The sequence below is a fragment of the Runella defluvii genome (assembly GCF_014195535.1).
In the GTDB taxonomy this organism is placed as follows: Bacteria; Bacteroidota; Bacteroidia; order Cytophagales; family Spirosomataceae; genus Runella; species Runella defluvii.
In genome coordinates, this window is sequence record NZ_JACIBY010000004.1 from 123730 (window position 1) to 136977 (window position 13248).

The 13248-nt window shown below is 46.3% G+C and carries 13 protein-coding genes; 4 read left to right on the forward strand and 9 right to left on the reverse strand.

Going from position 1 to position 13248, the window contains the following annotated elements; genetic code table 11:
• Positions 1 to 297 (forward strand): hypothetical protein (locus FHS57_RS31660; RefSeq protein WP_221225603.1); only part of this gene is annotated, 297 nt, incomplete at its 5' end.
• A 173-nt stretch (positions 298 to 470) separates the two neighbouring features.
• Here FHS57_RS31660 and FHS57_RS10760 read toward each other — a convergent pair.
• The 7 genes from FHS57_RS10760 to FHS57_RS10790 form a co-directional block, all read right to left on the reverse strand.
• A complete protein-coding gene (locus FHS57_RS10760) occupies positions 471 to 959 on the reverse strand; it encodes a hypothetical protein (protein WP_183973394.1) in 489 nt (162 codons plus the stop codon).
• Between the two features lie 22 nt (positions 960 to 981).
• The gene (locus tag FHS57_RS10765; protein ID WP_183973396.1) at positions 982 to 2085 is read right to left on the reverse strand and encodes a hypothetical protein; all 1104 of its coding nucleotides are present in this window, start codon (positions 2083 to 2085) and stop codon (positions 982 to 984) included.
• Between the two features lie 45 nt (positions 2086 to 2130).
• Positions 2131 to 2748 carry a hypothetical protein gene (locus FHS57_RS10770; protein WP_183973398.1) on the reverse strand — a complete coding sequence of 206 codons (618 nt, stop codon included), beginning with the start codon at positions 2746 to 2748 and terminating at the stop codon, positions 2131 to 2133.
• A gap of 80 nt (positions 2749 to 2828) precedes the next feature.
• Complete coding sequence (locus tag FHS57_RS10775) at positions 2829 to 3560, reverse strand: hypothetical protein (protein WP_183973400.1); 732 nt, start codon at positions 3558 to 3560, stop codon at positions 2829 to 2831.
• A 41-nt stretch (positions 3561 to 3601) separates the two neighbouring features.
• Positions 3602 to 4102, reverse strand: coding sequence for a hypothetical protein (locus FHS57_RS10780; RefSeq protein WP_183973402.1), 501 nt, complete (start codon positions 4100 to 4102; stop codon positions 3602 to 3604).
• Between the two features lie 130 nt (positions 4103 to 4232).
• On the reverse strand, positions 4233 to 4892 hold the full coding sequence (locus tag FHS57_RS10785) for a response regulator transcription factor (protein WP_183973404.1): 660 nt from the start codon (positions 4890 to 4892) through the stop codon (positions 4233 to 4235).
• A gap of 11 nt (positions 4893 to 4903) precedes the next feature.
• Positions 4904 to 7906, reverse strand: coding sequence for a ligand-binding sensor domain-containing protein (locus tag FHS57_RS10790; RefSeq protein ID WP_183973405.1), 3003 nt, complete (start codon positions 7904 to 7906; stop codon positions 4904 to 4906).
• 216 nt (positions 7907 to 8122) lie between these two features.
• On the opposite strand from FHS57_RS10790, the gene FHS57_RS10795 reads away from it, so the two are divergent.
• Complete coding sequence (locus FHS57_RS10795) at positions 8123 to 9667, forward strand: S8 family serine peptidase (protein WP_183973407.1); 1545 nt, start codon at positions 8123 to 8125, stop codon at positions 9665 to 9667.
• A 2-nt stretch (positions 9668 to 9669) separates the two neighbouring features.
• On the opposite strand, the gene FHS57_RS10800 is transcribed toward FHS57_RS10795, so the two are convergent.
• Together FHS57_RS10800 and FHS57_RS10805 are read right to left on the reverse strand one after the other, a co-directional pair.
• Positions 9670 to 10692 (reverse strand): phytanoyl-CoA dioxygenase family protein, encoded by a 1023-nt coding sequence (locus FHS57_RS10800; RefSeq protein WP_183973409.1) that lies wholly within the window; start codon positions 10690 to 10692, stop codon positions 9670 to 9672.
• 51 nt (positions 10693 to 10743) lie between these two features.
• On the reverse strand, positions 10744 to 11463 hold the full coding sequence (locus tag FHS57_RS10805; RefSeq protein ID WP_183973411.1) for a GntR family transcriptional regulator: 720 nt from the start codon (positions 11461 to 11463) through the stop codon (positions 10744 to 10746).
• Between the two features lie 65 nt (positions 11464 to 11528).
• Here FHS57_RS10805 and nuoK point away from each other — a divergent pair, with 65 nt between their 5' ends.
• Together nuoK and FHS57_RS10815 are read left to right on the forward strand one after the other, a co-directional pair.
• Positions 11529 to 11843, forward strand: coding sequence for an NADH-quinone oxidoreductase subunit NuoK (gene nuoK, locus FHS57_RS10810; protein ID WP_028525359.1), 315 nt, complete (start codon positions 11529 to 11531; stop codon positions 11841 to 11843).
• Between the two features lie 105 nt (positions 11844 to 11948).
• On the forward strand, positions 11949 to 13235 hold the full coding sequence (locus tag FHS57_RS10815; protein WP_183974123.1) for a GWxTD domain-containing protein: 1287 nt from the start codon (positions 11949 to 11951) through the stop codon (positions 13233 to 13235).
• The last annotated feature ends 13 nt before the right edge of the window (positions 13236 to 13248 follow it).

Below are 13248 nucleotides of genomic sequence, written 5' to 3' on the forward strand. Positions count from 1 at the left end.
GAGCATCGCTTAGCACGTTTCGTGTCGGCGGTTTCTCAAAACCGCCGCGCTAGGGATTTTTACAAACTTGCGAAACTGGGTTTTGAGAAACCCGTGACGCGATGTGAGCATCGCTTAGCACGTTTCGTGTCGGCGGTTTCTCAAAACCGCCGCGCTAGGGATTTTTACAAACTTGCGAAACTGGGTTTTGAGAAACCCGTGGCGCGATGTAAGCATCGCTTGGCACGTTTCGTGTCGGCGGTTTCTCAAAACCGCCGCGCAAAGGATTTTTTACAAATTTGCGAAACTGGGTTTTGAGAAACCCGTGACGCGATGTGAGCATCGCTTGGCACGTTTCGTGTCGGCGGTTTCTCAAAACCGCCGCGCAAAGGGATTTTACAAATTTGCGAAACTGGGTTTTGAGAAACCCGTGGCGCGATGTAAGCATCGCTTAGCACGTTTCGTGTCGGCGGTTTCTCAAAACCGCCGCGCTAGGGGTTATCAAAAACAACCTGCCCCGACGATACACGGTATTTTTTACTGATAAATGTACTGCCCGACATCGAAGGGCCACTGCTATAAACCACTTCTACAATCATGAATCGGTACGAGCTGTAGGGAGGATTTCTGACGGGCACAGCAATTTTATTTACGGCGAGCTGGCCATTATTCAGGGTATATTGGGCTGGAACGGCCGAGCCCACCCGTAAATCATTTTCTCCGCCGAGTATCCCCGTCTCAATGGTTTCATTTTGGGATAAATACACGTTGAACGTCAAATCGTCGATGGGCGTTGAAGGTGAGGCGTGAAAAACGAAGGTTTCGGGGCCAAGGTTTTTAATGGAATACTTAAAAGGTATCGAAGCGATTGAGCAATTGCCAAAAATCACATTTTCAAGCTTTAGGGTGCTGTTGACCGTTTTTTGGCCAAATACTGAAAAAGTAATGGCCGATAAAAGAAGCAAAACAAGAGATTTCATGGGAGAAAAAAGGGTAAATTGGTTACCGCATCATACAAGCAATGCTTGCGACAGGAACCAGTGATTTGAAACTGAAATTTTGCCCGTAAAGGGTTCGTACGCCGTAACTTAACATGACATTGCGGCTAAAACGCCAGTCACCACCGTAGGCCAAGGTAACACTTTTGAAAGAAAATGGATTGTGCGGGTCGCGGGTGAGGACCTCGGCAAAAAAGTTAAACTTAGGGCTGCCGTAGCGCAAACTCGCTCCCAGAAAATACTCCTGTTTAATCGTTGCTTTTACTCCGCTAAAACTCGTATAACGAACCATCCCCGTCAGAAGCCACTTGCGCCCAATGCCTACACAACCGTTGATCCAAGCCGAAAGCCCATCTTGTACCAAATTCAAACTGTCCAGTTTTAGGTTGTCATACAGGTAGGATTTTCCGACGGCTACATCGACAAACGACGCGTTCCAATGTTCTTTCAGGTAGAGGGTTGTCAGTTGCGTAATTCGGTCTTTTTGAAGTTTTTCTAAAGTTTGAATTTTAGTTTGAAGCAGGTCTAACTCCTTCAATACCAGCATTTTTGTTTCGAGGTATTCATTGGTAGTGGGAAGGCGCTTTAGGCTATCTTCCAATTGCGTAACGAGTCCCTTCAGTTGACTCTGTTGTTCGTAAAACTCCTCCGTTGGGCCGCGATAGAGGGCGGGTACGTCGAGGGGATCGTGGCTACGGAATAACGTCACTTTTACGGCTCCTGCCAGTCGGCGATTGAGGTCATCATCTTCCACCGTTCCTGCCGAAATGTCAATGGTCGAGAGCATTTTGGCTAGTTTCGAGGCCGATTGGTATTTCAATAAGTTGGGGCGGTTGTAAAAAATCTCCCAAATTGGCTGCGCCTGAATCGCAATATTAGGTTTAAGTCGCCAGCTTTGGAACGACCAGTCCACCTTAAAATCACGGATATTGCCAGGTTTGATGACTTGAGCGGGTGTGACTCCCAGCAAGTCAAACGCGGCCGAGGTTGGAATAGAAAATTCCAATGGTTTGGAGGCATTGAGACTCGGAATTGGGTTTTCGTCGCTTTGGGCCAATGCAGAAATAGCGTATCCCCAAATTACGATAAAAAAATACCAAAAACGCATGATTGTAGAAGTTCAAATGTGAAAAAGTTGGTTTGCCAAAAAGTCCTAAAACCTCGTTTTAAATTCGGCACTTGTATTTCTCCCGCCGTCTCGCTCATAAACACTGACGCGAATCCCCCAAACCCAGTCAGGAAATTGAACATTTTCGGCTTTGAGCCGAACTTGGTACGACGTGGGCTTGGTAGGAGCTGTAGGTTTGTCAAATTTTGGCCCAAAAACATCCTCTACGGGTATTTTTTTGATGCTGTTTCGTAGGGTTAAATGCTGAGTTGATAACTGTTTGGTAAGTTTGGCAGCATTGATGACCGTCACGGCACTGCTCAAAGGCGGATTGGGATTTTGGTACATGGTGTACCACTCCTGCGAACTTCCTGCGGGGCAATTGTCCATGTCTGTGGCTGAGCGAGCACAGGCAAAAGAGATTTCAGACACTTCGAGTTGTACAGCTTGAATCTGTTGTGCCAAAAAATTGGCAGAGGTCGATTTTAACACAACTTCTACCGTGTATTGGTCACTTTCTTTGATTCGGTTCTTTTGGGAAGTAGTCAAGCACGAGTTCGTATTTTTACAAATCGTAACTTGTTCAATGGTATAGTTTTCGGCAGGAGGAGCCAGATAGCTGACCATTGTCGTTAGGAGGAGACCGAGGCTGATAATTTTCATGTGAATAAGGGCTATAAGCGAAAGAGAAAGTAGAGCTTACGTGTATTGGTAAGCTCTACAATGGATTGATTACAAATGGATTATATGCAGCCAAGTGCGCAGATACCAATGCAAACACCGCAACTTACCCCCGCACAAACCCCAAACGTAATCGCTAATACAGGAAAAGAAAGACCTCCTGTCGGCGCAGCAGTAGCTACTGCCAAGATAGCCGTTGCACCTCCACATACGGCAATGGAGGCCAAGCATCCCGTTCCGCAGTCTGAGGGTACGTCAAAACGGATGCCTTTCGCATCAACGACTGTTCGTGAAGTACCACGTACACATTTTCTAAAACAACGGCCCCAGCTTTGGGCTTTTTGAAGTTTGCCAGAGGCATCCGCAAAAAATTCTTCTGATAGTTCTAAGGCCTTGTCTAAATCTTCAACTCCCTCAGGATAAATCAAATAGGCTTTGTAAACTTCGTCGCCTACTTTGCGCCAAACCATGGTGCCGCCTTGGCCTTTTTTGCTTTTTGGATTGTAGAAATCGAACGCACAAAATAGTACGTCTTGCAATTTTCCATCGGATGTTTTTGCTTGCCCCTTAAAACCCCAAGCGGCTTTTTCGTGTTTGATGCGCTCAAAACTTCGGCTACTCATGGTGGCAGAGAGGTTTTTCCAGCCTGCATCTTTAGAAAATGTAGCCATCATTCCTTCCATTTCTTTGGGAGAAAACTGATAGTAATTGTCTATTTGTTTTTGGGCAAAAACACTGGAAACAAAACATACCAAAACAAAAAATAACCCGACGAATTTGAATGAACTTTTCATGTGAATAGTGTTTAAGTGTTAAAATGATTAGAAAAACTGGGTTATAGAGGTGCAATCATAAAATGCAGTTGAAGGTGAGACGTACGGTCGTAGCAATGAATCGTGCGGCGAACCGTACTGTTGATTTCGGATAAATAAATGCGGTGCTGCTCGGTGTTGTATTTTCGGCCTGAACTTTGGCTACTGAGCGAAACAGTAACGGCAAAATTGGCTTGCTTTTGGTCGCAGGTTGGAATGTCAAAAACCAGCGATTGGTTCAAAACAATAGGGGTATTTTCTTTGATTTTGACGTAGTTGTCGCCAGTACGCTCAAACAGTTTTAGGGTGCGCTCGCGGCTGTCAAAAGAGGTGCCCGTCTGGTTGTCGTTGGCATTACAAAATGCCCCCACCCACACCGACCCGTACAGGTTGTCGGAGCCGCCGATGCTTCCTGATTCTACCAATGAAATCTTCTCGAGCGTCACCCGAAAGCTGCGCGGAGGGTTGCTCCAAGCTTGATCGAAGACGAGAAAAAAGGTGAGCATCAGGATTTGCCATTTCATTCTTTTATGCTGTTTGAGTAAATCAACAGCACAAAATTGCTATACGAAAGGGCTCGAAAAAACATCCCTAAAGGGGAGAAGTGAAAAATCCCCCGTGGGGGGGAGAAAACAGGGGAGTGATCGTAAGCACTCAGGGCTGAACCAGTCCGTTTTCGAGGGCGTATTTGACCAAGGCTGACGTATTTTTGAGGTTGAGTTTATGAAGAATATTCTTGCGATGGCTCACGACCGTCGATTCGCTTACAAATAGCCGTTCGGCAATTTCGGCGCTGGTAAGCCCTTCTACCAACAAAGGTAAAACCTCCTTTTCCCGTGATGTCAACAACTCGATGGGGTTGAGATGATAGGCCGAACGCGCAGGGGCTGTTGTGGCAGTTTTGCGCCGTAGTAACGTATCCAAAATCGCGGGTGACGAATAAAATTGCCCTTTTTCAATCGTCTCAAACGCATTGGCAAGTTCGCTTGAACCTGTGTTTTTTAACACATACCCATCCACACCTGCCCGAATCATCTGTTGGATATTGCTGTAATCGTCGTGCATCGTAACGGCAATTACCTTGATGGTTGGGTTGATTTTTTTGAGCTGAGCCGTTGCCTTTACACCGTCGCAGTGGGGCATGTTGATGTCCATCAATACCCAATCGGCATGGGTGTTTTGGGCTACCTCAACGGCTGTGTCTCCGTTGGAAGCTTCTCCCACAATTTCGACGTTGGGTATCTGCGAAAGCACGTAGCGCAGTCCTTCCAAAAACAATTTGTGGTCGTCAACAATCAACGTTTTACGGGTCATAATGCGTAAAGTTAGTGGTGGGGGATTTCGATCGTAACATGCACGCCGCGCTGGGGGGCGGTATCAAAATGGAGTTGCCCTTTGAGCAATTGGACGCGATTTTCAATATTTTGCAACCCAAAACCCGACGATAACGGTTGTCGCTCAAAACCGCGTCCGTTGTCTTCATAAATGATGACCCAGTGCGCGTCGCGTTGGAGCAATTGCAGCGTAATGTGCGTAGCTTCGGCGTGTTTTAGGGTATTGTTTATTAATTCCTGAATGATGCGAAAAAGGTTGATTTCGATGACTTCGGGGAGCTTTTCGGGGAAATCTAGCCACAAAAGCTCAAATTTTATCAAACCTACCGCGTTGAGTTTTGAATTTACTTCCTCCACGGCCACGCGTAAGCCTTCCTCAAACAGAAGTTTGGGATTCAAATCGCGCAACAAATTACGGATGTCGGCAATGGCTTCGTTGAGCAAGGGAGTTAATTTGGAAGCCCGACTGTTTTGGGAAATATCTATTTCGGACAAATACATCTGCAAGGTCGAAAGGCGCATTCCTAAATCGTCGTGTAGTTCGGTGGCCAATTGTTTTCGTTCGGCTTCTTGGGTTTTGATGATTAGCTCCAAGCGCTCGCGTTGTTGGCGTTGGAGTTGCTGAATGCGCCAGCGATAGAAGCCAATCCCAATGCCAATCAGCAACAACAAATTGAGCAATCGGAACCACCACGTTTGCCAAAAAGCAGGAAGCACGGTGATTTTCAGACGGCGTACTTCGTCGCTCCAAAAACCGTCGCCGTTTGATGCTTTTACCTCAAAAATATACTCCCCAGGAGGCACCTGCACGTACCTGACTAGGTTGTCTGGAGTGGTGTTCCAATTGTCCTCTAAGTTGACCAGTCGGTATTGATAGTTGTTTTTTCCACTACTGAGGTAATCAATGGCAATAAAACCCAACGAAAACGTGTTTTGGTCGGCCTTGAGTGTCAGTTCGCTGGTTTCGCCAATGTACTGTGGAAGCTGGGCAGGTTGGTAATTTATCTCAAAATGAGTGAGTTGGATTTGCGGTTGAAAGGTGTTTGTGCGTATTTCGTTGGGACGGAAATAAGTGAACCCATTGGTGCCGCCAAAGTAAAAAACTCCCTCGCTGTCGGCCATATACGAGCGGTTGTTGAACTCATAACCTTGCAGCCCATCGCTGACGTGGTAGTTGCGAAACTGATGCGTATCGGGATTAAAACTACTCAGTCCACGGTTGGTACTGAGCCAAAGGTTGTGCTGAGAGTCGAGCAACAGCCCATAAATGTAGGCATTGGCCAGGCCATCTTTGGCCGTAAATTTCTGAACGATGCGCCCGTTTTGGTAGTTCAGTAGCCCATTGTTTGTGGCAATCCACCAACAATTACGATAGGCATCTTTGCGGAGTGCAAGGGCATTGCCTCCCACCAAAACCGTTGCTTGTGGGAGCCATTCATGGTTCCGAAGGGTGCCTTTCCAGCATCCTTCGTTGAAGCGAGTGAGCCAAAGTTCGCCTGGGGTAGGCTGGTCAATCCAAAGAATGCTGATGTTTTCTAACCCTTTGATGGGAATGAAAACTTTCTTGGATTTATCAAACAAGAAAAGCCCATTTTCGGTACCAACGAGCAAGTGCGCGGCATCCCATTCGGCCAAGCACCGAAAGATATTGTCGCCCATGTTTTTCTTAGTTGTCAGAAAATAACTTTCAAAAGCCCCGTCACCGAGGTATTTGGCGAGACCGTTGTAGGTAGCAATCCAAAGCTGTTGTTGGGTGTCACGAAAAAAATGGTAAATCGAAGAACTTGGCACTGAACGAGGGTTGGCTGGGTCGGATTTAAAGCATTTTTCGACCAACCCCGTTTGTTTGTTCCAAACGTTGATGCCGCCTTGTTCTGTCCCAACCCACACCTGATTTTTATCCATTTCAATCATCGTCCGAACGTTGGGGTCGCTGAGGGAGTTTTGGGCTTCGGCCACGTATTTGATGCTCCGAAATTTTTTGCCCGTTCCAATGAGCAAGTTAATGCCAAGGGGGTCGGGGTTTGCCCAAACGAGCCCATCTTTTGAGATATAAACCGAAGAAATGGTGTTGTTGCTGAGGCTGTTATTGTCATTTTTTTGGTGAATAAACTGCTGCGCTTTGCCGTCTTTCGATAGCCTAAATAGGCCACTTGAGCTGGTAGCAAGCCAAATATCCCCGTCGGGCGATTCATCCAAATCGTAAATTTCGTTTAATTCTATGCCATTGAGATGGGTAATGTGTTTGAAATCAGTGGTTTTTGGGTTGAAAATCGTCACACCGTTGGAATGGCTGAGGTACATCAAGCCTTCTTTGGCCATCAATATTTTTAAAATACTGATGGGATTGCCTGTGATGTTTTTGGGATGTTTGCTAAAAAAATAGCGCATCTGCCGACTACTTGTATCGTACTGCATGAGTCCTTCAGAAAGGCTCACCCACAAGCGCCCGTCTTTCCCAAATTTGGTGGCATTTGACACCGACAAAAGCCCTAAGTCGTACGAAACGTCGGCGAGGAGGACGGTTTTTTGTTGTGTGTCATAATTAAGTTTTACGATGCCTTCCGACTCCGACCAATACCATACAAAAGGAGGCCGTACCGCAAACGGGCTGCAAGCCGATGGCGTTTTGCGTTCGGGCGCGCTTGGAAAAAATCGAAAGTCGTCGGTTTGGCGTTGGTAGAGGTTAAGTCCGTAATCGGTGCCCAGCCACAGGTCGCCGTTGGGCGCTTCAATCATCGAGTTGACGAAGCCTCCGTGGAGGGCGTTGGGCTGGTCGGTATCCGAATAATACACCTTAAAGTGATGGCCATCGTAGCGGTTGAGGCCGTCTTGCGTTCCAAACCACATAAACCCGCGCGAATCTTTGAGCATGGCATAGACCGAACCCTGCGAAAGCCCTTTGTCGGTGCCTATTCGTTCAATTTGATAGGTTTGACCGAAAAGGTGCAGACTGAGTCCAATATACCAAACTAAAAAAAGGATTTTGCGCATGAGAGCGTAGCGGAAAGGGTTCAGAAAACACTACTAATGTACGGGTGAAAACGAAAAAGAAGGCGCGGTGGTCGCTAAAAAATCTGCTTTCTGCCGCAGATTGGGTGAAATTTAAGAAGTAGTGTATAAAAATTTAGACTTATTTCTTTATTTTGTTGAATTATTGCCAATGTATGAGCTGGCAGTTTTTCTTAACTTATAGACTAAATCTTCGTTATGTACCAAAAGGGCGGTTGTTTGTTGTTGCTTTGGATGTGGGGAGTCGTTACCGCATCTGCTCAAACCAAGTACTGGGTGTTTTTTAAAGATAAAAACCCCCATGACGCCCCTGCCGTGTCGGCTAAGACGCTCGAAAACCGCCGCCTGCAAGGACTTACGGAGTCGGACGAAACCGATTTGCCCGTTAATAAAGAATACCTAAAACAACTCCAAAGTCTTCAGTGTCAGCCCGTCATAGCCTCTCGTTGGCTCAATGCCGTTTCGGCCACCATTCCTGCGCAGCAATTGGAGGACGTCAAGCAGCTTTCGTTTGTTGAAAAAATTCAGCCCATGGACGGGCGTTTTTACATTGCCAAAACCAACGCGCGTCGCCGCTCTACGATGGCACCTGTGATGACCCAAATTCAGGCGGATGAATTTAAAAAAGTGGGCCTAACGGGCAAAGGCATTACGATTGGGGTGATTGATGCTGGTTTTTTTGAAGCAAAAGAGAGCCATTACCTCAAACATGTATTTGACAACAACGCGATTTTGGACAAACGCGATTATGTAAACCCACCTTTGACCCACTCGGATGCGTTTTACAAAACCCAAGAGACATTTTCTGATTTTCACGGAACGGAAGTAATGAGTGCCATCACGGGTACAAGTCGCACCGAAAATACCCAAAGTGGTTTGGCAATTGACGCCCAGTTTTACCTCGCCCGCACCGACCACGGAACGCGCGAATGGCGCGGAGAAGAAGACAATTGGGTGGCGGCGATGGAATGGATGGATAGCTTGGGGGTGCGCCTCATTAATACCTCGTTGGGGTATGCGCAAGGGTTTACTGATCCCAAAGAAAATTACTTGATTTCGCAAATGGATGGGCAGACGAGCGTGATTAGCCGCGCAGCCCAAATCGCAGCCGACAAGAAGGGGATATTGGTGGTGGTATCGGCAGGAAATGAAGGCGACGACCCAAGTTGGCGCATTATTTCTACCCCCGCCGATGCGCAGGGCGTTCTTTCGGTGGGTGCGACCAATCAGCGTTTCTGGAACCGAATCGGATACAGCAGCATTGGCCCCGAATATTTGTCGTACCTCAAACCCAACGTTTCGTGCTTCTCGCTGTACGGCACCTCCTTGGCGGCACCTGTCATTACGGGTTTTGCGGCTTGCTTGATGCAGGCTAATCCTGCGTTGAACAACAAACAACTGATTCAAATCATCGAAAAATCAGCGCATTTGTACCCTTACGGCAACAATTTCGTGGGCTATGGCGTGCCTTTGGCATCGCGGGCTTTAGGGCTTGTTCAAAATTCGGCCGAAGCCAGTGCCACTTATGCCAAAGAAGTCAAAGCGGAGGGTTTGACATATATTCTGAAAATTCCCGAAGCGGGCGATATGGTTTCTTTGTTCCATAAAAAAAGTCCCACACACGTACTTTCGCAAGAAATTGTACGGGTGCGGGACGGCCAACTCACACTCAAACGCCGTGACGGTGAAACACGTACCACCGTTGACCTCAAAAATGAGGTGATTGAGGTGATTTGGGAGTGAGATTACAACTTTTCGCCTGCCTTCAAGATGTTTTCTTGATCTCCAAAATCAGGGTTATTATAAATAGCTACGCCGTTGTGGTGCTCCGTGATGGGTTTCTGAGCGGGGCGGTGGCGGTGAAAAGGCAATGCTTCCTCTGTTGAATAATGGCAAACGTACGATTTACGAGTCTGTTCAGGATTACCGATAATATCGCCGCCGTGGGCCAACGCCGCGTGCCAGATGAGTACATCACCTCGCTTAATGAGCAGCGTATCTTTGGGGTAGTTTAGTTCGGCACATGTTTTGTCCAAATATTCCGCAAATTCAAGCGGCGTTCGAGTAGAGCGCTGGTTATACACAATGCCGTTTCCAAAATTGAATTTAGGCATTTTGTGCGAACCTATGTAGTAGTAAAGTGGGCCAGAATCAATTTTGATGTCTTCGAGCGGAATCCAAGCTGCTGCCAAATGGCTCGGCATTTTGGCCGTTACCCATGGGAAATCTTGGTGCGTAGGCTGCTGGCTTCCGTACAAAAAAGTAAGGCTTTGCATCACCACGGTTTTTTGCTGGAAAATGGCGTCCAAAAACGTCACAATAGCTGGGTGAGTCATCAACTTCTTTCCTGCCACGGAGAGATTATGGAAATCGTTGAGTTTTACATACTTCCCTTTTAGCGCTTCTTTGGGAAATTCTCCAATTTGGCGTTCGCGGACGGGGTCGAATTGGGGAAGGTCAATCCGCGTCCAAATTTTATATTTTGTAGGATTTTCTAATAACTCTTCCACATCCGACCAAAAAACGTTCAGTAATTCTGCTTGAATGGCTTGCTCTAAAACGACATAACCATTTTTCTGCCAAAACTTTAGCTTTTCCGCTAAGTCGTAGGATACCTCGAATGGAGGCTGATAATCTTTGATAAAAGTATCAATGTTTGCATCCGTGCGGTCAATCCAAGGAAGCGTGGCAGCATCAAACTCTGTTTGGGGAAATAACTGTTCTTTGACAGTAAGCGCTTTTTGCTTAATTTGAGATAATACACCCATGATAGAAAGTGGATAGTGGTTTATATCTCAAATATAAAAAAGATGCAGCGATTAAAACCGACCTTTTAATAAGTATTTGTTGGTGCAGGCAAACAAGGACGAAAAAAAGGTAAGATGCGGACGGTTGGTTTCAATTTTCTTTTCGAGACGCAAAATCGGCTTGCCCGTCGGGATACGCATCAGGTGGGCTATCTCATTGGGGGCGGTCATGGCCCATACCTTTTCTTCTCCGCCTTTTACAATTACGTTGTAACGTTTTCGTAAAGTATCAAACAATGACTTGTTTTCTAGGGTAATTCTGTAAAAATTAGGAAGTTCGCTGGCAGGAAGTGCGATTCGTTCGTAAAAAACCACTTCTTTGTTGACCGTGCGGAGGCGTTCGATGTAGTAAAAAGAGGAGTCCGTTTGCTCAGGTTGAAATAAAAAATCGGGCGGAAAACGAGACATCATACCTCGGGTTAGAATTTCGGTCTGAATTTCAGGCACATTTTTCAAATCGTGGTGGCTATGTGGCTCAATCGACAACATCCCCGAGCCCACAGGCAGTGGCAGCACCACACTCCCTTTCCCTTGGTATTTTTTGATATATCCCTCTTCGGCCAGCATCGACAACGCCTGTCGAATCGTTGGCTGAGTAAGCTTATACGCTTGCTGAAGCTCTTTTTCAGAGGGCAATAAGCTACCAATTTCATATATACCATTGTGCAGCTGTTGGCGGAGCGTCTCGTATAAAAACTGGTATTGGGGGAGGCGGGGAGCGGCTTCTGTCATAAGTACGATGAATTGAGGCAGCAAAGGTAGCACCTCTTTTTAAATATTTTTCTTAACATTGCATCATGCAAGTCATCGTACCCCTCCATTACTATCTTATCGTGGCAGCCGCTTTGTTTAGTATCGGCGTAGCAGTCATTATTACCAAACGAAACGCCATTGCGGTTTTGATTGGTATAGAGCTTATTCTCAATGCCGTAAATTTGAATTTGGTCGCTTTTTCTCAATATGACCCCGTGCGTCTTTCTGGACAAATGCTCACGTTGTTTGTGATGGTGATTGCAGCGGCGGAGTCGGCGGTGGCATTGGCTATTTTGTTAAAGGTATATCGGTATTATCAAACCGCTGATTTGGACAAAATTAGTTCGATGAAAAAATAACGCCTAATACGCGATTTGGTGATTACAATCGTTTTAATCAATAAGAAGTTATCGACTGAAGTTTGTAGTCGTAGGGCTTTGTTAAAAATATCCTAAAAAGAAATGATGAAGCGTATGAGAAGCGTTGTATTCCTGTTGATTCTTCTAGGAAGTGGCTTGATGGCGCAAGCTCAGTTTGGCAATAAAAATAAAAAACGGCAAGCCACCGCCACTGATGCCAACAAAAGCGTGGACGAGGTGACAATATTGGGAATCAAAAGCAAATTTTTAGCAAAAGATTCTACCAATGTCACGGTATTTATGCGGGTGGACTTGACCAAACCCAACAACGTTCCTGTGCGTTGGCGAGAATTTACCGAAAAATTTACCCTCAACTACGTAGTGTATCCCGACTTCTCTTCAAGAGAACGGTTAGCGTATGGCAATATTCCGCTGAACGAACAAAATGTGGTGCAGTTGAGTCATACCCGTTTTATGATTCGATTTGAGGTAAAAAGACCTGCCAACCATGCTTCGGGGGTGCTATTGGGTGAAATTTCTGAAATAGGAACCACCAAAAAAGTGCTGAATGACTTGGCCATTAAGTTTCGCGATACGAAGCTTGGCGAGCGGTTTGCCCTGTTTGAACGAACAGGACGCGTGCCGTTGCTTCAAAACTACGTAAACCTAAACGACACGGTTCAGCTTCAAGACATCAACAAGTCGGTGAAAGAGCTGTATGTGATGCGTTATCGCCACGATTTTGAACCTGCCCAGTCGCCGATGAATACCAATCCACGGAATGCCGCCCGAACGTTGGGGGTGGATACAACTTTTAAAATTTCGACAAGCTCACCGCTCATATTTAAGGAAGAAGGGCTTTATTACATGACAGAGGACACGACAGATACGTACGGTGTGGGAATCGTGGTGACCAATAAGCGCTTTCCTAAAATGACGCGCCCTGCCGAGCTCGTTCGTCCTGTGATGTACATGAGTCAGGCCAACGAAATCAACGAAATGCTGGCACCGAAAGACCCTAAAAAATCCCTCGACCGTTATTGGTTGAATTTAATGAACGGGAACAGCGACTTGGCAAAACGTACGATTAGCGCCTTTTATAGCCGCGTCGAAGAAGCAAACCGACTTTTTACAACTTACAAAGAAGGTTGGAAAACGGACAAAGGTATGATTTACATTATTATGGGTTCACCCGACCGCGTGCAACGAAGCAAAGACCGCGAGGTGTGGGTGTATTCGCAGCGGGCTAATTTTTCCGAAATAAACTTCACATTCAACCGCCGCCCCAATCAATTTGTAGAAGATCACTACGAGCTTCAACGTTACGTCGAATATCAACCTATTTGGTATCCAATGGTCGAAGCGTGGCGAACAGGCGCGGTGAGAGATTAGAAAAAAGTGCAGA

Excerpts from the sequence above, each read along its gene's own strand:
- FHS57_RS10760 (WP_183973394.1), bottom strand. The coding sequence starts at position 959 with ATGAAATCTCTTGTTTTGCTTCTTTTATCGGCCATTACTTTTTCAGTA.
- FHS57_RS10765 (WP_183973396.1), bottom strand. The coding sequence starts at position 2,085 with ATGCGTTTTTGGTATTTTTTTATCGTAATTTGGGGATACGCTATTTCT.
- FHS57_RS10770 (WP_183973398.1), bottom strand. The coding sequence starts at position 2,748 with ATGAAAATTATCAGCCTCGGTCTCCTCCTAACGACAATGGTCAGCTAT.
- FHS57_RS10775 (WP_183973400.1), bottom strand. The coding sequence starts at position 3,560 with ATGAAAAGTTCATTCAAATTCGTCGGGTTATTTTTTGTTTTGGTATGT.
- FHS57_RS10780 (WP_183973402.1), bottom strand. The coding sequence starts at position 4,102 with ATGAAATGGCAAATCCTGATGCTCACCTTTTTTCTCGTCTTCGATCAA.
- FHS57_RS10785 (WP_183973404.1), bottom strand. The coding sequence starts at position 4,892 with ATGACCCGTAAAACGTTGATTGTTGACGACCACAAATTGTTTTTGGAA.
- FHS57_RS10790 (WP_183973405.1), bottom strand. The coding sequence starts at position 7,906 with ATGCGCAAAATCCTTTTTTTAGTTTGGTATATTGGACTCAGTCTGCAC.
- FHS57_RS10795 (WP_183973407.1), top strand. The coding sequence starts at position 8,123 with ATGTACCAAAAGGGCGGTTGTTTGTTGTTGCTTTGGATGTGGGGAGTC.
- FHS57_RS10800 (WP_183973409.1), bottom strand. The coding sequence starts at position 10,692 with ATGGGTGTATTATCTCAAATTAAGCAAAAAGCGCTTACTGTCAAAGAA.
- FHS57_RS10805 (WP_183973411.1), bottom strand. The coding sequence starts at position 11,463 with ATGACAGAAGCCGCTCCCCGCCTCCCCCAATACCAGTTTTTATACGAG.
- nuoK (WP_028525359.1), top strand. The coding sequence starts at position 11,529 with ATGCAAGTCATCGTACCCCTCCATTACTATCTTATCGTGGCAGCCGCT.
- FHS57_RS10815 (WP_183974123.1), top strand. The coding sequence starts at position 11,949 with ATGAAGCGTATGAGAAGCGTTGTATTCCTGTTGATTCTTCTAGGAAGT.